Raw genomic sequence first — 23,070 nt, forward strand, 5'->3', positions numbered from 1 at the left:
ACGATTCCGGAGTTGTTCGAGGCGCAGGTGGCGCGGACGCCGGATGCGGTGGCGGTGGTGTTCGAGGGTGTTGAGGTGTCGTACGCGGAGCTGGATGCGCGGGCGAACCGCCTGGCACGTCACCTCGTCGGCCGGGGTGTGGGGCCGGAGTGTGTGGTGGGTGTGTGTCTGGAGCGTGGCATCGATCTGGTGGTGGCGCTGCTGGCGGTGTCGAAGGCGGGCGGGGCCTATCTGCCGGTCGATCCGGCCTATCCCGCTGAGCGGATTGCTTTCGTGCTGGAGGACGCCTCTGCGGGGGTGGTGGTGACTTCTCAGGTGGTTGCCGGGGTGCTGCCGCGGGGCTTGCAGCGGGTGGTGCTGGACGTGCCTGCAACGGTGGGTGAGCTGGCGGGTGTTGAGGCGTCGTCGTTGACGGATGTGGACCGTGGTGCTGTGCTGCTGGCTGCGCATCCGGCGTGGGTGATCTACACCTCGGGGTCGACGGGTCGGCCCAAGGGTGTGGTGGTGCCGCATGCGGGCCTGGGATCGTTGGTGGCGGCGCAGGCGGAGCGGTTCGCGGTGGGCGGTGCGAGCCGGGTGCTGCAGTTCGCTTCGGTCGGGTTCGACGCGGCTTCCGCGGAGATCTGGGTGACGCTGTGTGCGGGGGCCCGGCTGGTGGTGGCACCGGGGGAGGTGCTGGTGCCGGGAGCCGGTCTGGTCGAGGTGGTGGACCGGTATGCGGTGACGCATGCCACGCTGCCGCCTGCGGTGCTGAGTGTGCTGGATCCGGGGGATGTGCCGTCTCTGTCGACGGTGGTGTCGGCGGGTGAGGCGCTGGGGCCGGAGTTGGTGGCTGTGTGGGGGGCCGGTCGGCGTTTGGTGAACGCGTATGGTCCGACCGAGTCGACGGTGTGTGTGTCGATGTCGCAGCCGCTGGTGGCGGGGGATGTGCCGTGCATCGGTCGGCCGGTGGCGAACACGCGTGTGTATGTGCTGGACCGGTGGCTGTCTCCGGTGGCGCCGGGGGTTGTTGGTGAGCTGTATGTGGCTGGTGCGGGTCTGGCGCGTGGGTATGTGGGCCGGGCGGGTCTGACGGCGGAGCGGTTTGTGGCCTGCCCGTTCGGTGAGCCGGGTGAGCGGTTGTATCGCACGGGTGACCTGGTGCGGTGGAACGCGGAGGGCCGGCTGGAGTACTTGGGCCGGGCGGATGAGCAGGTCAAGATCCGCGGCTTCCGCATCGAACCCGGTGAGGTCCAGTCCGTACTGACCGCGCACCCCCAGGTCGCGCAGGCCGCGGTGATCGCTCGCGAGGACGTTCCGGGTGACAAGCGCCTGGTGGCCTACGTGGTCCGCACCGACGACAGCCTCGGTGGTGAACTCGACCAGGAAATCCGCCAGTTCGTGGCCGGACAGTTGCCCGAGCACATGGTGCCCTCGGCGGTCGTCTTCCTGGACGCGCTGCCGCTGACGCCGAACGGGAAGCTGGACCGCAAGGCCCTGCCCGCCCCGGAGTACACGACGGGCTCCGGCCGCGGCCCCTCCTCCGTCCGCGAGGAGATCCTGTGCGCAGTGTTCGCCGAGGTCCTCGGCCTGGACGGCGTCGGCGTCGACGACGACTTCTTCGCCCTGGGCGGCCACTCCCTCCTCGCGGTACGCCTGGTGAGCCGGGTGCGGTCGGTGCTCGGGGCCGAGCTGTCGCTGCGCACGCTGTTCTCGGCGCCGACCGTGGCCGGACTTGCGGCTCGCATCGATGACACCGACCGGGCCCGGCCGGCGCTGACGGCGCGGACGCGTCCGGAGCGGGCGCCGCTGTCGTACGCGCAGCGCCGCCTGTGGTTCCTCGCGCAGCTGGAGGGCCCGAGCCCCACGTACAACATCCCGATAGTGCTGCGGCTCAAGGGCGCCCTGGATGCCGGGGTGCTGGACGCGGCGCTGCGGGACGTCGTCGGCCGACACGAGGTGCTGCGGACGGTGTTCGCCACCGCCGACGGTGAGCCGTACCAGCACGTCCTCGACCTCGCGGACCTCCAGTGGGGGCTGCAGGTCCGCGAGGTGGCCGCGGTGGACGTGGACGCCGCAGTGGCGGAGGCGGCGCAGTACGCGTTCGACCTCTCCTCCGAAGTGCCGATCCGTGCCTCGCTGTTCCCGGCCGGCCCGGACGAGCAGGTGCTCGTGGTGGTGGTGCACCACATCGCCGGTGACGGTTGGTCGACCGGGCCGTTGGCGCGCGACGTGTCGGTGGCGTACGAGGCGCGTTGCGCGGGCCGTGCCCCCGAGTGGGAGCCGCTGCCGGTGCAGTACGCGGACTACGCGCTGTGGCAGCGCGACCTGCTCGGCGACGACCAGGACCCGGAGAGCCTCATGGCCAGCCAGGTCGCCTATTGGCGTACGGCGCTGGCCGACGTCCCCGAAGAGCTGACGCTGCCCTACGACCACCCCCGTCCGGCGGTCCTCGACCACCGCGGCCACGGTGTCCCGCTGGAGATACCGGCGGAGGTGCACGCCGGCCTGGTGGAAGCGGCGCGGGCCGAGGGCGTGACGGTGGCCATGGTGCTCCAGTCCGCCCTGGCGGCGCTGCTGTCCCGCCTCGGCGCGGGCACCGACATCCCGATCGGCACGCCCCACGCCGGACGCACCGACGAGGCCCTCGACGACCTGGTCGGGTTCTTCGTCAACACGCTGGTGCTGCGCACGGATCTGTCCGGGAACCCGACGTTCACCGAGCTGTTCTCGCGGGTGCGGGAGACGGCTCTCGCGGCGTACGGGCACCAGGACGTGCCGTTCGAGCGTCTGGTGGAGGAGTTGGCCCCGACCCGCTCGCTGGCCAGGCACCCGCTGTTCCAGGTGACGCTGACGGTGCAGAACGGCGCCGACGCCGTCCTGGACCTGTCCGGCCTCGGGACTGAGGCAGGCCCGGCAGCTGCGCCGGTGGCCAAGTTCGACCTGGACGTGAGCGTCGGCGAGGTCTTCGACGCCGACGGCCGTCCCGCGGGGCTGCGCGGTGTCCTGGTCGCGGCGGCGGACCTGTTCGAAGCGGACACCGTCCAGCGGCTCGCGCAGCGCTTCGAGAAGGTGTTGCAGGCCCTGGCCACCGACCCGGCCGCACGCATCGGCGCCGTCGACATCCTCGACGAGGCCGAGCGGCAGCGCCTGGTGGTGGAGTGGAACGACACGGCGGCCGAGGTGCCGCAGGCCACCGTGACGGAGCTGTTCGAGGCGCAGGCGGCCCGTACTCCGGACGCGGTGGCGGTCGTCGCCGACGGCGCCGAGGTGTCGTACGCGGAACTGGACGCCCGTGCAGACCGGCTTGCGCACCACCTCGTGGGGCAGGGCGTGGGCCCTGAGTCGCTGGTGGCCGTGGTGCTGGAACGCGGCGTGGACCTGATAGTGGCGCTGCTCGGTGTGCTGAAGGCCGGGGCCGCCTATCTGCCCGTCGACCCCGCCTATCCCGCCGAGCGGGTCGCCCACATGCTGGACGACGCCGCACCGGCCGTGATCCTCGGCGTCACGGGCAAGGTCGGGAGCGTTCCGGCCTCGGCTGCGGTGACGCTGATCGACGCGCCGGAGACGATTGCCGCCCTGACGGAGCAGACGGTGGACGCGCCGGTCGTGGAGAAGGGGGCGCGCTCCCTCGCCCACCCGGCCTACGTGATCTACACGTCGGGGTCGACGGGTCGGCCCAAGGGCGTGGTCGTGCCGCACGCCGGCTTCGCGAACATGCGGGCGGCCGCTCTGGCGCGGTTCGAGGCGGGCCCCGGTTCGCGGGTGGCCCAGTTCGCCTCGCTGAGCTTCGACAACTTCTGCCTGGAGTGGTCGTTGGCGCTGACATCGGGCGCGGCGCTGGTGGTCGTACCGGCAGAGCGGCGCCTCGGACAGGAGCTGGCCCGGTTCTTCGCCGAGCAGCGGGTGACCCACGCGACGCTGCCACCTGCCGTCCTTGCCGGGCTGGAGCCCGGGTCGCTCGCCCAGGACGTCGTTCTCGAGGTCGGCGGTGAGGCGTGCTCGCCGGAGCTGGTGGAGCGCTGGTCGGCCGGGCGGGTGCTGTTCAACACCTACGGTCCGACGGAGACCACCGTCGACGCCACGGTGTGGCGGTGCGCCCCCGGAGCGCGAGAGGTGCCGATCGGCTCCCCGGTCGGCAACGCGCGTGCGTACGTGGTGGACGAGTTCCTCTCCCCGGTGCCGGTCGGTGCCGTCGGTGAGCTGTACGTGGCGGGGGCGGGCCTGGCGCGCGGCTACCTGGGCCGGCCCGACCTGACCGCGGACCGGTTCGTGGCCTGCCCGTTCGGTACGGGCGGTGAGCGGATGTACCGGACCGGCGACCTGGTCCGCTGGGACGCGGACGGCCGCCTGGCGTTCGTGGGCCGGGCGGACGAGCAGGTCAAGGTCCGCGGCTTCCGCATCGAGCTGGGCGAGGTGCAGGCCGTCGCCGCCGCGCACCCGGTGGTGGCGCAGGCCGCCGTCCTGGTCCGTGAGGACGTGCCCGGGGATCCGCGTCTGGTGGCATACGTGGTGCTGGGCGAGGGCCCGCAGAGCGGCGAACCGGCCCAGGAGCTGCGCCGGTTCATGGCCGAGCGGCTGCCGGAGTACATGGTGCCGTCGGCGGTGCTGCTCCTGGACGCGCTGCCGCTGACGCCGAACGGGAAGCTGGACCGCAAGGCGTTGCCCGCCCCGGAGTACACGACCGGTTCCGGCCGCGGCCCCTCCTCCGTCCGCGAGGAGATCCTGTGCGCCGCGTTCGCCGAGGTCCTCGGCCTGGACGGGGTCGGTGTCGACGACGACTTCTTTGCCCTGGGCGGCCACTCCCTCCTCGCGGTTCGCCTGGTGGAGGTCCTGCGTACTCGTGGTGTCCCGGTGTCGGTGCGGGCGTTGTTCCAGACGCCGACGGTGGCCGGGCTCGCGGCCGCTTCCGGCGCGGAGAGTGTCGTCGTTCCGCCGAACGCGATCCCGGAGGGCGCGCAGACGATCACGCCGGAGATGCTGCCGCTGGTCGATCTGAGCGCCGAGGAGATCGAGCGGGTCGTCGCCACCGTCGAGGGCGGTGCGGCGAACGTCGCCGACATCTACCCGCTGGCCCCCCTCCAGGAGGGGTTGCTCTTCCACCACCTGCTCGCCGACGGCGGCGAGGACGCCTACGTCACCCCGATGGTCGTCGAGTTCGCCTCCCGCGACCTGCTGGACGACTACCTGCGCGCGCTCCACCAGGTCGTGGACCGGCACGACATTCTGCGGACCGGAATCGTGTGGGAGGGCCTGCGTGAGCCGGTGCAGGTGGTGTGGCGCCGTGCCGCCCTGCCCGTCGATGAGGTCGTGCTGGACCCCCAAGGCGCCGACCCGGTTGCCGAGTTGGTGGCACGGGCCGGTACGTCGATGGATCTGCGGCACGCTCCGCTGATCCACGTGCACCTGGCCGCCGAGCCCGGCACCGACCGATGGCTCGCACTGTTCCTGGTGCACCACATGGTGCAGGACCACACCGGCATGGAGCTCGTCCTCGAAGAGGTCGGGACGCTCCTCACGGGCCGGGGCGACGCGCTGCCCGAGCCGCTGCCCTTCCGCGACTTCGTGGCCCGGACGCGCGGTGGGGTCGAACGGGCCGAGCGCGAGCGGTTCTTCGCCCGACTGCTGGCCGACGTGACCGAGCCGACCGCCCCGTACGGACAGCTGGACGCGCTCGGCGACGGCTCCGGCGCGGTACGGGCACGGCTGCGGTTCACGCCGGACCTCGATGGCCGGTTCCGCGAGATCGCGCAGCGGCTCGGCGCGAGCCCCGCCACGGTGATGCACGTGGCGTGGGCGCGGACCCTCGCCGCGGTCAGCGGCCGCGACGACGTGGTGTTCGGCACCGTGCTGCTCGGACGCCTGAGCGCGACGGCCGGCGCCGACCGTGTGACGGGCCCCTTCATCAACACCCTCCCGGTACGGGTGCGCGTGAACGACATGACGCCGCGGGCGGCGGTCGCCGCGATGCGCGATCAGCTCGCCGCCCTGCTGGAGCACGAGCACGCGCCGCTCGCCCTGGCACAGCAGGCCAGCGGCGTGCCCGGTGACACCCCGCTGTTCACCTCGCTCTTCAACTACCGGCACAACACCGGCCGGTCCGACACCCGGGGCGACGACGCCGCGCCGCAGGGCGTGCCCGGCGACGGCATCAGGTTGGTGTTCGGCCGGGAGGCCACCAACTATCCGCTCTCGGTCTCCGTCGACGACGACGGCGACGGGCTCGGTCTCGCCGTCGACGCGGTCGCCCCGATCGACCCGCAGGCGGTCGCGGCACTGCTGCGAACCACCGTGGAGAACCTGGTGGCCGCGCTGGAGGACGAGCCGGCCGACGACGCGCGGCTGCCGCTGGCAGCGGTGGACGTGCTCGGCGCGGTCGAACGCCGACGGATTCTGGTGGACCACAACGCGAGCGGCCACCGGGCCGCGGCATCGACCCTGCCCGACCTGTTCGAGGCGCAGGCCGCCCGGACCCCGGACGCGGTGGCGGTCGTCGCCGACGGTGCCGAGGTGTCGTACGCGCAGCTGGACGCCCGCGCCGACCGCCTCGCGCGGCTGCTGCTCGCGCGGGGGGCCGGTCCGGAGTCCCTGGTTGCCGTGGCCGCACAACGCGGCGTCGATGCCGTCGTGACCCTGCTGGCAATCACCAAGACGGGCGGCGCCTACCTGCCGGTCGACCCCGCCTACCCGGCGGAACGCATCGCTTTCATGCTCGCCGACGCGGCCCCCGTCCTGCTGCTGAGCACGGAGGCGACCGCGCTCCCGGCCGAGGCGCTGCCCGCCGGTCTGCCGCATCTGGTGCTGGACACGGCGGACACGGCCGCCGCACTCACCGCGCTGCCGGACACGGCGCTGACGGCCGACGAACGCCCCGCTCCCGCACACCCGGACGGCGCCGCGTACGTCATGTACACCTCTGGATCCACCGGGCTGCCCAAGGGCATCACGGTCCCGCACCGGGCGATCGACCGCCTGGTGCGCGACGGCGGATACGTCGAGCTGGACGCCGCCGACACGGTCGCCCACCTGGCCTCGGCATCCTTCGACGCGGCGACCTTCGAGATCTGGGGCGCGCTGCTCAACGGTGCGGCCCTCGCCGTCGCGCCGTCCGGAACGCCGTCCCTCACCGAACTCCGGGAATTCCTGACGACCCACCGCGTCACCACCCTGTGGCTGACGGCCGGACTGTTCCACGAAGTGGTCGACCAGGACCCCGACATGCTGCGGGACGTCCGCCGGCTGCTGGCGGGCGGCGACGTGCTCTCTCCCGCACACTGCCGCGCGCTCCTGGACCGGCTGCCCTCCCTGCGGCTCCACAACGGCTACGGGCCGACCGAGAACACCACCTTCACCGCTGTGCACGAGGTGCGTCCGGCCGACGTGGCGGGCCCGGCCGACGTGCCGATCGGCACCCCGGTCTCCGGCACCCACGTGTACGTCCTCGACGAGCGGCTGCGCCCCGTACCGGTCGGCGCCGCCGGCGAGCTGTACACGTCGGGCGCGGGTCTGGCACGCGGGTACGCGGGCCGGGCGGGTCTGACCGCGGAGCGATTCGTGGCCTGCCCGTACGAGCCGGGCGAGCGGATGTACCGCACGGGCGACCTGGCACGCTGGAACGCGGAGGGCAGGCTGGAGTACCTGGGCCGGGCGGACGAGCAGGTCAAGATCCGAGGCTTCCGCGTCGAACCCGGCGAGGTCCAGGCCACTGTCGCCGCGCACCCCTCGGTGGCCCGGGCCGAGGTGATCGCCCGCGAGGACATCCCGGGCGACAAGCGCCTGGTGGCGTACGTGGTGCCGGGTGAGGGCGAGCGCGGCGACGAATTCGCGCCTGGGATAACGCAGTTCGTGGCAGCGCGGCTGCCGGAGCACATGGTGCCGTCGGCGGTCGTCGTTCTGGACGCGCTGCCGCTGACGCCGAACGGCAAGCTGGACCGCAAGGCGCTGCCTGCCCCGGAGTACGGCACGGCATCCGGCCGCGGCCCCTCCTCCGTCCGTGAGGAGATCTTGTGCGGGGTGTTCGCGCAGGTGCTCGGCGTGGACAGTGTCGGTGTCGATGACGACTTCTTCGTTCTCGGGGGGCATTCGCTTCTTGCGGTGCGTCTGGTGAGCCGGGTGCGGTCGGTGCTCGGGGTCGAGTTGCCGCTGCGGGCGCTGTTCGAGGCGCCGACGGTGGCCCGGCTCGCGGCCCGTGTCGACGGTGCCGATCGTGCGCGGGTGGCGTTGACGGCGCGGATGCGTCCGGAGCGGGTGCCGCTGTCGTATGCGCAGCGCCGCCTGTGGTTCATCGGTCAGTTGGAAGGCCCGAGCGCCACGTACAACATGCCGACGGTCCTCCGTCTGTCCGGCCAGGTGGACGCCGGGGCGCTGAACGAGGCGCTGCGGGATGTGATCGGCCGTCATGAGGTGCTGCGGACGGTGTTCGCCACCGCCGACGGTGAGCCCTACCAGCGTGTCCTGGATCCGGCGGAGCTGGACTGGGAACTGCAGGTCGCCGATGCCGCCCCGGCGGACGTGGACGCCGCGGTGGCACAGGTGGCGCAGTACGAGTTCGACCTGTCTGCCGAAGTACCGCTCCGCGCCTGGCTGTTCCCTGCCGGGGCGGACGAGCGGGTGCTCGTGGTGGTGGTGCACCACATCGCCGGTGACGGCTGGTCGATGAGCCCGCTGGCACGGGATGTGTCGGCGGCCTACGAGGCACGCCGCGCGGGCCGCGCGCCGGAGTGGGAGCCGTTGCCGGTGCAGTATGCGGACTACGCGCTGTGGCAGCGCGAGCTGCTCGGCGACGAGAACGACCCGGAGAGTGTGCTCTCCCGCCAGGTCGCCTACTGGCGCGAGACGCTGGCCGGAGCCCCGGAGGAGCTGACGCTGCCCTACGACCGGCCCCGGCCGGCCGTCGCCTCCCACCGCGGTCACACCGCGTCGCTGGAGATCCCCCCGGAGGTGCACGCGCGGCTGCTGGAAGTGGCCCGTACCGAAGGCGTCACCACCTTCATGGTGCTCCAGGCCGCTCTCGCGGTGCTGCTGTCCCGCCTCGGTGCGGGCACCGACATCCCGATCGGATCGGCACACGCCGGACGCACCGACGAAGCCCTCGACGACCTCGTCGGATGCTTCGTCAACACCCTGGTGCTGCGTGCGGACCTCTCCGGGAACCCGACCTTCACAGACGTGCTCGCCCGCGTCCGCGAGGCCGGACTGGCGGGCGGCGCCCACCAGGACGTGCCCTTCGACCGACTGGTCGAGGAACTCGCTCCGGTCCGCTCCATGGCACGCCACCCCCTTTTCCAGATTGTCCTGACGATGCAGAACACCATCGAGGCGGTCCTGGACCTGGGAGACGTACAGGCCGGCCGGCTTGCGGCGGGCGTCAGCGCGGCCAAGTTCGACCTGGACGTCCTGGTCGCCGAGGCGTTCGACGCCGAGGGCGCGCCCGCCGGGTTCCGCGGCATCGTCACCGTGGCCGCCGACCTGTTCGACGCCGAGGCGGCCGACCGGATCGCCGCCGCTCTGGCTCGCGCGCTGGACAGCCTGACCGCCGATCCGCGGTTGCGGCTGAGTGCTGTGGACGTTCTTGATGAGGTGGAGCGGCGTCGGGTTCTGGTGGAGTGGAACGACACTGCGGTCGAGGTGCCGGCCGGCACGGTGGCGGCCAGCTTCGAGCAGCAGGTGTCGCGGACGCCGGATGCGGTGGCGGTCGTGGCCGGTGGTGTGGAGGTGTCGTACGGGGAGCTGGATGCCCGTGCCAACCGGCTTGCGCACTATCTGGTGGGTCAGGGTGTGGGCGCGGAGTCGGTGGTGGGTCTGTGTCTGCCGCGTGGTGTGGAGACCATCGCCGCGATCCTGGCGGTGTGGAAGGCCGGCGCGGGCTACCTGCCGGTGGATCCGGAACAGCCCGCCGAGCGGATCTCTTTCATGCTGGCGGACAGCGGCGCGGTGCTCCTCCTGAGCACCGAGGACATCCTGGACGAACTGCCCGTCGGCCGGGTCCGCGCGGTCGCGGTGGACGAACCGCTGGTCGGCATGCAGCTGTCCATGGAACCCGACACCGCACCGCGGATCGGCACCGCACAGGATCAACTGGCCTACGTCATCTACACCTCGGGGTCGACGGGACGCCCCAAGGGCGTCGCAGTCACACACGGCTCCCTGGCCAACTACGTCGCCACCGTCCCGGCCAGGGTTGGATTCGGCAACCCCGGCGACCGGTACGCGCTGCTCCAGGCGCAGGCCACGGACCTCGGTAACACCGTGGTGTTCGCGAGTCTGACGACCGGTGGTGCACTGCACGTTCTGGACGAGGACGCGGTCACCGATCCGGTGGCTGTCGGCCACTATCTGACCGAGCACCGTATCGATCACCTGAAGGTGGTGCCGTCCCATCTCGCGGCCCTCGGTGCCGCGGAGGGCCTGGAGAAGGTCCTGCCCGCCAAGTCGCTCGTCCTCGGCGGTGAGGCGGCATCACCCGCGTGGGTGCGGGAGTTGGTGTCGGTCGCGGGTGGGCGTGGTGTGTTCAACCATTACGGTCCGACCGAGACCACGATCGGCGTCGCCACCACGCACCTGACCGCGGAGCGGGTGGCCGACGGAGTGGTGCCGGTCGGAGCACCGGTCGGCAACACCCGCCTCTACGTCCTCGACGCCGCGCTGCGCCCGGTCGCGCCGGGCGTCGTGGGCGAGCTGTACATCGCGGGCGCCCAGCTCGCGCGCGGCTACGTACGCCGCCCCGACCTCACCGCGGAACGGTTCGTGGCCAGCCCGTTCGGCGCCGTCGGCGCACGCATGTACCGCACCGGCGACCGCGCACGGTGGACGGCCGACGGCCAGGTGGTGTTCCTGGGCCGTGCGGACGAGCAGGTCAAGATCCGCGGGTTCCGGATCGAGCCGGGCGAGGTCCAGTCCGTGCTGACCGCGCACCCCCAGGTGGCCCAGGCCGCGGTCGTCGCTCGCGAGGACATCCCCGGAGAGCCGCGCCTGATCGCCTACCTCGTCCCTGTGGACGACGATGCGGACACGGCGGAACTGGTCACCGCGGTAAAGGAGTTCGCAGCCCAGCGGCTGCCCGGACACATGGTGCCGTCGGCCGTCGTGGCCCTGGAGGCGCTGCCTCTGACGAGCAACGGAAAGCTGGACCGCAAGGCACTGCCCGCACCGGACAGCGCTGCCGCGGCCGGCACGGGCCGCGCGCCCGCCAACGCCCGCGAAGAGATCCTGTGCGCCGCGTTCGCCGACGTCCTCGGCCTCGACCGGGTCGGCGTCGACGACGACTTCTTCGACCTCGGAGGTCACTCCCTGCTGGCCGTGCGCCTCGTCAGCCGCATCAGGGTGGCGCTCGGCGTCGAACTGGAGATCCGCGTCCTGTTCGAGGCCCCGACGGTGGCGGGACTCGCGGCCCGCATCGACGAGGCCGACGGGGCCAGGACGGTTCTGACGCCCCAGGAGCGCCCGGAGCGGGTGCCGTTGTCGTACGCGCAACGCCGCCTCTGGTTCATCAGCGAGCTGGAAGGCCCGAGCCCCACCTACGACATCCCCGTCACCGTTCGTCTCAACGGCGCCGTGAACAGTGCCGCGCTGAACGCCGCCCTGCGGGACGTGATCGGCCGCCACGAGGTGCTCCGCACGGTCATCGCGACCGCGGACGGCGAGCCCTACCAGCGCATCCTCGACATCGAGGACCTGGAGTGGGACCTGCACATGAGCGAGGTGCCCAAGGCCGGCCTGGCCGACGCGATCGACGCCGCCACGCGGTACGCCTTCGACCTGTCCGCCGAAGTGCCGATCCGTGCCTGGCTGTTCTCGGCGGGCGCGGAGGACCACGTGCTCGTGGTGACCATCCACCACATCGCGGGCGACGGCTGGTCGACGCGCCCGCTGGCGCGCGACGTGTCGGTTGCGTACGAGGCTCGTTGCGCGGGCCGGGCCCCCGAGTGGGAGCCGCTGCCGGTGCAGTACGCGGACTACGCTCTGTGGCAGCGCGACCTGCTCGGTGACGACCAGGACCCGGAGAGCCTGATATTCCGCCAGGTCGCCTACTGGAGCGAGGCCCTCGCCGGTGCGCCGGAGGAACTGGAGCTGCCCTTCGACCGTCCACGCCCCGAGGTCGCCGGCCACCAGGGGCACCTCGTGCCGCTGGAGATCCCGGCGGAGGTACACGCCCGAGTGGTGGAGGTGGCCCGCGCCAAGGGCGTGACAGTGGCCATGACGCTCCAGGCTGCCCTCGCGGTGCTCCTGTCGAAACTCGGCGCAGGCACCGACATTCCCATCGGTTCGGTGAACGCCGGCCGCACCGATGAAGCCCTTGACGACCTGGTCGGGTTCTTTGTCAACACGCTGGTGCTGCGCACGGACCTGTCGGGGAACCCGACGTTCAGCGAGCTGTTGACGCGAGTACGCGAGGTGGGTCTGGCCGCCTTCGCCCACCAGGACGTGCCCTTCGAGCGCCTGGTGGAAGAACTGGCGCCGACGCGTTCCCTGGCCCGGCACCCGCTGTTCCAGGTCACCCTCGCGGTGCAGAACAACGCCGAGGCGGTCCTGGACCTGCCCGGCGTGCGCACCGGGGGAGGCGCGGCGGCGCCGACCGCCGGCACCACGGTGGCCAAGTTCGACCTGGACGTGAGCGTCGGCGAGACCTTCGACGCCCAGGGCGCCCCGGCCGGACTGCGCGGCGTACTGATCGCCGCCGCTGAGCTCTTCGAGCCCGCCACCGTCGCACGGCTCGCCGGACGCCTTGCCCGTGTCCTTGAGACGGTCACCACCGAACCCGACCTGCCGCTGAGCGCCGTAGACGTGCTGGACGGGGCCGAGCGGGGTCGGTTGTTGGTGGAGTGGAACGACTCGGCGGTCGGGGTGCCGGTGGGGACGATTCCGGAGTTGTTCGAGGCGCAGGTGGCGCGGACGCCGGATGCGGTGGCGGTGGTGTTCGAGGGTGTTGAGGTGTCGTACGCGGAGCTGGACGGACGGGCGAACCGGTTGGCGCGGTTGTTGGTGGGCCGGGGTGTGGGTCCGGAGTCCGTGGTGGGTGTGTGTCTGGAGCGTGGCATCGATCTGGTGGTGGCGCTGCTGGCGGTGTCGAAGGCGGGCGGGGCCTATCTGCCGGTCGATCCGGCCTATCCCGCCGAGCGGATCGCTTTCGTCGTGGGGGATGCGGCTGCTGACGTGGTGGTGACTTGCCGGACGCTGGTCGGGGTGCTGCCGCGAGATCGGCAGTGGCTGGTCTTGGACGAGCCGTCTGTGGTCGCGGAGTTGGCGGTGCTGGATGGTGCGCCGTTGACGGATGTGGACCGTGGTGCTGTGCTGCTGGCTGCGCATCCGGCGTGGGTGATCTACACCTCGGGGTCGACGGGTCGGCCCAAGGGTGTGGTGGTGTCGCATGTGGGCCTGGGATCGTTGGTGGCGGCGCAGGCGGAGCGGTTCGCGGTGGGCGGTGCGAGCCGGGTGCTGCAGTTTGCGTCGGTCGGGTTCGATGCGGCTTCCGCGGAGATCTGGGTGACGCTGTGTGCGGGGGCCCGGCTGGTGGTGGCACCGGGGGAGGTGCTGGTGCCGGGAGCCGGTCTGGTCGAGGTGGTGGACCGGTATGCGGTGACGCATGCCACGCTGCCGCCTGCGGTGCTGAGTGTGCTGGATCCGGGGGATGTGCCGTCTCTGTCGACGGTGGTGTCGGCGGGTGAGGCGCTGGGGCCGGAGTTGGTGGCTGTGTGGGGGGCCGGTCGGCGTTTGGTGAACGCGTATGGTCCGACCGAGTCGACGGTGTGTGTGTCGATGTCGCAGCCGCTGGTGGCGGGGGATGTGCCGTGCATCGGCCGGCCGGTGGCGAACACGCGTGTGTATGTGCTGGACCGGTGGCTGTCTCCGGTGGCGCCGGGGGTTGTTGGTGAGCTGTATGTGGCTGGTGCGGGTCTGGCGCGTGGGTATGTGGGCCGGGCGGGTCTGACGGCGGAGCGGTTTGTGGCCTGCCCGTTCGGTGGGCCCGGTGAGCGGTTGTATCGCACGGGTGACCTGGTGCGGTGGAACGTGGAGGGCCGGCTGGAGTACTTGGGCCGGGCGGATGAGCAGGTCAAGATCCGCGGCTTCCGCATCGAACCCGGTGAGGTCCAGTCCGTACTGACCGCGCACCCCCAGGTCGCGCAGGCCGCCGTGATCGCTCGCGAGGACGTTCTGGGTGACAAGCGCCTGGTGGCCTACGTGGTGCCGGTGGAGGGCGCGGGCAGCGAGCTGCCCGGGTCCGTGCGGGATGCGGCTGCCGGGCGACTGCCGGAGTACATGGTGCCTTCGGCGGTGGTGGTCCTGGATGTGCTGCCGTTGACGCCGAACGGGAAGCTGGACCGCAAGGCGCTGCCCGCCCCGGAGTACATGACCGGTTCCGGCCGCGGGCCGTCGACGGTGCGCGAGGAGATCCTGTGCGCGGCCTTCGCCGAGGTTCTCGGCCTGGACAGCGTCGGCGTCGACGACAGTTTCTTCTCCCTGGGCGGCCACTCGCTGCTGGCGATCCGGCTGGTGCAGGTCCTGCGGAGCCGTGGGGTGGCGGTGTCGGTGCGGGCACTGTTCCAGAGCCCCACGGTCGCCGGCCTTGCGACTGCCGCCGTCGGGGCGGAGGACGTCGTCGTTCCCGCCAAGGCGATTCCGGAGGGCGCGCAGGCGATTACGCCGGAGATGCTGCCGCTGGTCGATCTGAGCGCCGAGGAGATCGAGCGGGTCGTCGCCACCGTCGAGGGCGGTGCGGCGAACGTCGCCGACATCTACCCGCTGGCCCCCCTTCAGGAGGGGCTGCTCTTCCACCACCTGCTCGCCGACGGCGGCGATGACGCGTATGTGACGCCGATGGTGGTGGAGTTCGACTCCCGCGAGCGGCTGGACGCGTTCATCGAGGCGTTGCAGCGGGTCGTGGACCGGCATGACATCTACCGGACCGGGATCGTGTGGGAGGGCCTGCACGAGCCGGTGCAGGCGGTGTGGCGTCGCGCCGTCCTGCCCGTGGAGGAAGTCGAACTCGACCCCCGCAGCACGGACCTGGCAGGTGAACTGGTCGCCCGCGTGGGCCTCTCCATGAACCTGGACCAGGCCCCGCTGATCCGGATGCACACGACTGCCGCGCCGGACGGCCGGTGGCTGGCGCTGCTGCGCATGCACCACATGGTGCAGGACCACACCGCGATGGAGGTCATCCTCGGCGAGGTGGAGGCGTTCCTGGCCGGTCGGGGTGAGGAGCTGTCGGAGGCGCTGCCGTTCCGTGATTTCGTGGCGCAGGCGCGTGGCGGGGTGGAGCGGGCTGTTCATGAGCGGTATTTCGCTGATCTGCTGGCTGATGTGGATGAGCCGAGTGCGCCGTTCGGGTTGGTGGATGTGCGGGGTGTGGGTGCGGATGTGTCGCGTGTGGTGGCCGATCTGGGGTCGGATCTGTCGGGGCGGGTGCGTGAGGCTGCGCGGCGTACGGGGGCCAGTCCGGCCACGGTGATGCATGTGGCGTGGGCGCGGGTGCTTGCTGCGGTGAGTGGCCGGGACGATGTGGTGTTCGGCACGGTGTTGTTCGGGCGGATGAATGCCGGGGCGGGGTCGGACCGGGTGGCGGGTCCGTTCATCAATACGCTGCCGGTGCGGGTGCGTCTGGATGAGGGTGCGGGGGTTCTTTCGGCGGTGCGGGCGATGCGTGGTCAGCTTGCCGCACTCCTTGAGCATGAGCATGCGCCGTTGGCTCTGGCGCAGCAGGCCAGTGGTGTGTCGGGTGACACTCCGCTGTTCACCTCGTTGTTCAACTACCGGCACAACGGTGGTGCAGGGGCGGGGGAGGTTGCTGGTTCGGGTCTTGAGGGGATCCGGACGGTGTTCTCGCGGGAGCGGACGAATTATCCGTTGTCGGTGTCGGTCGATGATGACGGTGCGGGGCTGTCGGTGGCGGTGGATGCGGTGGCGTCGGTGGATGCGCGGGCGGTTGCCGCGATGGTGATCACTGCTGCGGGTGATGTGGTGGTGGCGCTGGAAGAGGCGCTGGGCGGTGGCGAGGACCTGCCGCTGAGTGCCGTCGAGGTGCTGGATGAGGCTGTGCGGGGTCGGTTGTTGGTGGAGTGGAACGACTCGTCGGTCGGGGTGCCGGTGGGGACGATTCCGGAGTTGTTCGAGGCGCAGGTGGCGCGGACGCCGGATGCGGTGGCGGTGGTGTTCGAGGGTGTTGAGGTGTCGTACGCGGAGCTGGATGCGCGGGCGAACCGCCTGGCACGGTTGTTGGTGGGCCGGGGTGTGGGGCCGGAGTGTGTGGTGGGTGTGTGCTTGGAGCGTGGCATCGATCTGGTGGTGGCGCTGCTGGCGGTGTCGAAGGCGGGCGGGGCCTATCTGCCGGTCGATCCGGCCTATCCCGCCGAGCGGATCGCTTTCGTCGTGGGGGATGCGGCTGCTGACGTGGTGGTGACTTGCCAGACGCTGGTCGGGGTGCTGCCGCGAGATCGGCAGTGGCTGGTCTTGGACGAGCCTTCTGTGGTCGCGGAGTTGGCGGTGCTGGATGGTGCGCCGTTGTCCGCTGTGGAGCGTGGTGGGGTTCTCTCGCCTGCGCATGCGGCGTATGTGATCTATACGTCGGGGTCGACGGGCCGGCCCAAGGGTGTGGTGGTCACGCATGGGAATGTGGCGCGGTTGTTCGCGGCGACCGAGGGGTGGTTTGCGTTCGGGGAGGCGGATGTGTGGACGTGGTTCCATTCGTTCGCGTTCGACTTCTCGGTGTGGGAGCTGTGGGGGGCGCTGCTGTATGGCGGTCGTCTGGTGGTGGTCCCGTTCGGGGTGTCGCGTTCGCCTCAGGACTTCCTGCGGATGCTGGCCCGTGAGCGGGTGACGGTGCTGAACCAGACTCCGTCGGCGTTCTATCAGCTGATGCAGGCTGAGGCGCTGGAGCCGGAGCTGGGTGAGGAACTCGCTCTGCGGACGGTGGTGTTCGGTGGCGAGGCGTTGGATCCGGCGCGTTTGCGGGAGTGGTTTGCCCGTCACCCGCAGGATGCGCCGCGGTTGGTGAACATGTACGGGATCACTGAGACGACGGTGCATGTCACGTATGCGCCGTTGGGTGTGGCTGCGGCGGCGGAGGGTGCGCCGAGTGTGATCGGGCGGGGGATTCCTGATCTGCGGTTGTATGTCCTGGACCAGCGGCTTCAGCCGGCTCCGGTCGGGGTGCCGGGTGAGTTGTATGTGGCCGGTGGGGGTCTGGCGCGTGGCTATCTGGGCCGTTCGGGGCTGAGTGCGGAGCGCTTCGTGGCGTCGCCGTTTGCTGGTTCGGGTGAGCGGATGTATCGCACGGGTGATGTGGTGCGGTGGACCGCGGGTGGTGAGCTCGAGTTCGTGGGGCGGGCTGATGCCCAGGTCAAGGTGCGGGGTTTCCGGATCGAGACCGGTGAGGTCGAGGCCGTACTGGCTGCTTGCCCGCAGGTGGTCCAGGCGGCGGTGGTCGTGCGTGAGGACACTCCGGGTGACAAGCGTCTGGTGGCGTATGTGGTGTCCGCCGGGGACGCGGATCCGGTCGTGGAGGACGGCATTGCCGGGACGGTGCGGCGGTTCGCTGCCGAGCGCCTGCCCGACTACATGGTCCCGGCCGCGGTCGTGGTCCTGGACGCGCTACCGCTGACCGTGAACGGCAAGCTCGACCGGAAGGCCCTGCCGGCGCCGGAGTACACCGTTGCGGCCGGCTCCAGCAGAGGCCCCTCGACCCCCGAGGAAGAGGCCCTTTGCGAGGCGTTCGCCCAGGTCCTCGGACTGGAGAAGGTCGGAGTGGACGACGACTTCTTCGCCCTCGGCGGTCACTCCCTCCTCGCGGTACGGCTGGTCAGCCGCATCCGGGTGGCGCTGGGCGTGGAGCTGGGGATCGGGACGCTGTTCGAAGCGCCGACGGTGGCGGGGCTTGCACAACAGCTTGGAAAGAAGAAATCAGCTCGGCCGGCGTTGCGGCCCATGCGTAACCAGGGGGAGTCCTGATGTTTCCGTTGTCATTCGCGCAGCGCCGTCTGTGGTTCATTCAGCAACTTGAGGGGCCCAGCGCCACGTACAACATTCCGACCGCCCTGCGGCTCTCCGGCCAGGTGGATACGGAGGCGCTGGAGGCGGCGCTGCGGGATGTGATCGGTCGCCATGAGGTGCTCCGGACGGTGTTCGGGGTGGACGAAGGCGATCCCTACCAGCGGGTCCTCGACCTCGCGGATGTCGCATGGCAGCTCCAGGACGTCGACCTGACCGCCGCCGTCGACGAATCGAGCGGCGTGGAGGGCGCGGTGGCGGAGGCGGCGCAGTACGCGTTCGACCTCTCCTCCGAAGTACCGATCCGCTCCTGGCTGTTCCGCGTGGGGCCCGGTGAACAGGTGCTCCTCGTGGTGGTGCACCACATCGCCGCCGATGGCTGGTCGATGGGTCCGCTGGCGCGGGACGTGTCGGCAGCCTATGAGGCGCGTTGCGCCGGCCGCGCTCCGCAGTGGGAGCCGTTGCCGGTGCAGTATGCGGACTACGCGCTGTGGCAGCGCGAGCTGCTCGGCGACGAGGACGACCCGGACAGCGTGCTGTCCCGCCAGGTCGCCTACTGGCGCGATGCCCTTGCCGGAGCACCTGAGGAACTGGCGCTGCCCTGTGACCGGCCCCGCCCCGCGGTGGCCGGCCACCGCGGGCACACCGTGCCCCTCGACATCCCGGTCGAGGTACACACGCGACTGGCGGAGCTGGCCCGCGCCGAGGGCGTGACACCGTTCATGGTGCTCCAGGCCGCCCTCGCGGTCCTCCTCTCCCGCCTCGGCGCGGGCACCGACATCCCCATCGGCGCAGCGGTTGCCGGGCGCACCGACGAGGCCCTGGATGACATGGTGGGCCTGTTCGTGAACACGTTGGTGCTGCGCACGGACCTGTCGGGGGACCCGACGTTTCGTGAACTCCTTTCGCGTGTACGCAAGATGAGCATCTCCGCGTTCGCGCACCAGGACGTGCCGTTCGAGCGCCTGGTGGAGGAGCTGGCCCCGACGCGTTCCCTGGCCCGGCACCCGCTGTTCCAGGTCATGCTCACCTTGCAGAACAATGCTCAGACATCCCTGGACCTTTCGGGCGCCCAGCAGGCCGGAAGGCTCTACGCGGATGATTCGGCGGCCAAGTTCGATCTTGAGCTGAGCGTGGGGGAGGTCTTCGGGCCGGGTGGTGCGCCTGCAGGGCTGCGGGGTGCGGTGATCGCGGCGGCGGACCTTTTCGATACCGCTTCGGTGGAGCGGATTGTCGAGGGCCTGGTGCGGGTTCTGGGCGCTGTGGTCGCTGAGCCCGAGCTGCGCCTGAGCGCGGTGGATGTGCTCGGTGAGGCTGCGCGGCGTCGGTTGTTGGTGGAGTGGAACGATGCGTCGGTCGAGGTGCCGGCGGGAACGATTCCGGAGTTGTTCGAGGCGCAGGTGGCGCGGACGCCGGATGCGGTGGCGGTCGTGGCCGACGGTATTGAGGTGTCGTACGCGGAGCTGGATACGCGGGCGAACCGCCTGGCACGTCACCTCGTCGGCCTGGGCGTGGGTCCGGAGTCCGTGGTGGGTGTGTGCCTGGAGCGCGGCATCGACCTTGTGGTGGCACTGCTGGCGGTGTCGAAGGCCGGCGGGGCCTATCTGCCTGTCGATCCGTCCTATCCGGCCGAGCGGATCACCTTTGTGCTGCGGGATGCGGCTGCCGGGGTGCTGGTGACCAGCCGGGCACTGGCGGAGGTCCTGCCGCAGGACACGCAGAGGATCGTCCTGGACGAGCCGTCCGTGGTCGCTGAGCTGGCGGCTCTGGACGGTGTGTCGTTGTCGGATGCGGACCGCGGTGCTGCGCTGTCGGCTGCGCATCCGGCGTATGTGATCTATACGTCGGGTTCGACGGGGCGGCCGAAGGGTGTGGTGGTTTCGCACAGGAACGTGGGCCGGCTGTTCGCGGCGACCGAGGGGTGGTTTGCGTTCGGGGAGGCGGATGTGTGGACGTGGTTCCATTCGTTCGCGTTCGACTTCTCGGTGTGGGAGCTGTGGGGGGCACTGCTGTATGGCGGTCGTCTGGTGGTGGTCCCGTTCGAGGTGTCGCGTTCGCCTCAGGACTTCCTGCGGATGCTGGCCCGTGAGCGGGTGACGGTGCTGAACCAGACTCCGTCGGCGTTCTATCAGCTGATGCAGGCCGAGGCGCTGGAGCCGGAGCTGGGTGAGGAACTCGCTCTGCGGACGGTGGTGTTCGGTGGTGAGGCTCTTGACCCCGCACGGTTGGCGGAGTGGTTCGCGCGTCATCCCCAGGATGCGCCGCGGTTGGTGAACATGTACGGGATCACTGAGACGACGGTGCATGTCACGTATGCGCCGTTGGGTATGGGTGCGGCCGGGGCGGGTGCTCCGAGTGTGATCGGGCGGGGGATTCCTGATCTGCGGTTGTATGTGCTGGACGGGTGGTTGCAGCCGGTTCCTGTCGGTGTCCCGGGTGAGTTGTATGTGGCCGGTGGGGGTGTGGCGCGTGGTTATCTGGGCCGTTTCGGGCTGACTGCGGAGCGGTTTGTGGCGTGCCCGTTTGCTGGGTCGGGTGAGCGGATGTACCGCACGGGTGATGTGGTGCGGTGGACCGCGGGTGGTGAGCTCGAGTTCGTGGGGCGGGCCGATGACCAGGTCAAGGTGCGGGGTTTCCGGATCGAGACCGGTGAGGTCGAGGCCGTACTGGCTGCTTGCCCGCAGGTGGTCCAGGCGGCGGTGGTCGTGCGTGAGGACACTCCGGGTGACAAGCGTCTGGTGGCCTATGTGGTGCCTGCCGACGATGCGGATCCGGCGGTGGACGGGGGTATTGCGGAGGTGGCACGGCGGTTCGCTGCCGAGCGTCTGCCCGGCTACATGGTCCCGGCCGCGGTCGTGGGCCTGGACACGCTCCCGCTGACGGTCAACGGCAAGCTGGACCGCAAGGCCCTGCCCGCCCCGGAGTACACGACCGGTTCCGGTCGTGGGCCGTCGACGGTCCGTGAGGAGATCCTCTGCGCGGTCTTCGCCGAGGTCCTCGGCCTGGACAGCGTCGGTGTCGACGACGACTTCTTCGCCCTCGGCGGTCACTCCCTCCTCGCGATCCGACTGGTGGAGACCCTGCGGACGCGGGGTGTCCCGGTGTCCGTGCGGGCACTTTTCCAGACACCGACGGTGGCCGGCATCGCGGCTGCTGCAACCGGTGTGGAGAGCATCGTCGTTCCGCCGAACGCCATCCCGGAGGGTGCGCAGTCGATCGGACCGGACATGCTTCCCCTGGTCGATCTGACCGTTGAGGAGATCGAGCGGGTCGTTGCGACCGTGGACGGTGGCGCGGCGAACGTCGCCGACGTCTACCCGCTCGCTCCGCTCCAGGAGGGTCTGCTCTTCCACCACCTGCTGGCCGATGGCGGCGAGGACGCATACGTCATGCCGACCATGCTGGAGTTCGACAGCCATGAACGGCTCGACGCCTTCGCAGACGCGCTCCGGCAGGTCGTGCAGCGACATGACATTCTGCGGACCGCCATCGTGTGGGACGGCCTGCGCGAACCGGTGCAGGTCGTCTGGCGGCACGCCCAACTCCCCGTCGTGGAAACCGAGCTCGATCCGAGCGGTGCCGACCCGGTCGAGCAACTGCTGGCTGTCGGTGGCTTGTCGATGAGCCTGGACCGGGCACCGTTGCTCGGGCTGCACGCGGCGGCTGTCGCGGAGGGCCGTTGGCTGCTGCTGATCCGCGTGCACCACATGCTCCAGGACCACACCGGCCTTGAACTCCTGCTGGGTGAGGTGGAGGCGTTCCTCGCCGGCCGGGGCGCGGAACTGCCCGAGCCGCTGCCTTTCCGGACGTTCGTCGCCCAGGCGCGTGGCGGGGTGGAGAGGGTCGCACACGAGCGGTACTTCGCCGACCTGCTGGGTGACGTCGACGAGCCGACCGCGGCGTACGGCGTGGAGGACGTGCGGGGTGTGGGTGCGGATGCGTCGCGTGCGGTGGCTGAGCTGGAGGCTGGGCTGGCCGGACGGCTCCGAGAGGTTGCGCGACGCGTGGGTGTGAGCCCGGCCACGGTGATGCACGTGGCATGGGCGCGGGTCCTTGCGGCGGTCAGCGGCCGCGACGACGTGGTCTTCGGCACCGTCCTCTTCGGACGGATGAATGCCGGAGCCGGTGCGGACCGGGTGCCCGGTCCGTTCATCAACACGCTGCCGGTGCGGGCGCGCCTGGGCGACGATACGGGTGTCCTCGCGGCGGTGCGAGCGATGCGCGGTCAGCTCGCTGAACTGCTTGAGCACGAGCACGCGCCGCTGGCTCTGGCGCAGCAGGCCAGTGGCGTGCCGGGGGACACCCCGCTGTTCACCTCGCTGTTCAACTACCGGCACGGCGCGAGCCCCTCCCCCCACCGCGTTGCGGGCGGAGACGAGGGCACACAAGGCTTCCGGACCCTGCTGGCGCGGGAGCGCACCAACTACCCGCTCTCGGTCGCGGTCAACGATGGCGGAACGGCTCTGGGACTGGCAGTCGACGCCGTCGGCCCGATCGACCCGCAGGCCGTTGCCAGGTTGGTCGCCACTGCCACGGAGAACCTGGTGGTTGCGTTGGAAGGTGTGCTTGACGGCGACCCCGACGTCTCGCTGGCTGCGGTGGATGTGTTGGGTGAGGTTGAGCGTCGTCGGGTGGTGTCGGAGTGGAATGACACGGTGGTTGAGGTGCCGGCGGTGTGTGTGCCGGAGTTGTTCGGGGTGTGGGTGGGTCGGATGCCGGATGCGGTTGCTGTGGTGGCGGATGGTGTGGAGGTGTCGTATGGGGAGTTGGATGTGCGGGCGAACCGGCTTGCGCATCATTTGATCGGTTTGGGTGTGGGGCCGGAGTCGGTGGTGGGGCTGTGTCTGGGGCGTGGTGTGGACATGGTGGTGGGGATTCTCGCGGTGTGGAAGGCGGGGGGTGCGTATGTGCCGTTGGATCCGGAGTATCCGGTGGAGCGGTTGGAGTTCATGGTGCGGGACAGTGGTGCGCGGGTGGTGGTGGGTCATGGAGCCATGGTTGTGGGCCTGACTGGTGTGTTGGGTTCGGTGCGGGTGGTGCGGTTGGATGATCCGGGGGTTGTGGAGGGGTTGTTGGGGTTGTCGGTGGTGGCGCCGGGTGTGGGGGTGG

Annotated in this window: 2 protein-coding genes; both read left to right on the forward strand. The window is 70.7% G+C overall.

Translation table 11 applies throughout. The features are described from left to right. Nucleotides 1–12 precede the first annotated feature (12 nt). Nucleotides 13–17,922, forward strand: a complete 17,910-nt coding sequence (locus tag ACFVYE_RS45485) for a non-ribosomal peptide synthase/polyketide synthase (RefSeq protein WP_389609418.1) — start codon at nt 13–15, stop codon at nt 17,920–17,922. Next, nucleotides 17,922–23,070 (forward strand): amino acid adenylation domain-containing protein (locus ACFVYE_RS45490; protein WP_389609420.1); only part of this gene is annotated, 5,149 nt, incomplete at its 3' end. The genes ACFVYE_RS45485 and ACFVYE_RS45490, both read left to right, overlap by 1 nt.

The organism is Streptomyces sp. NPDC058239 (genome assembly GCF_042882185.1).
In the GTDB taxonomy this organism is placed as follows: domain Bacteria; phylum Actinomycetota; class Actinomycetes; order Streptomycetales; family Streptomycetaceae; genus Streptomyces.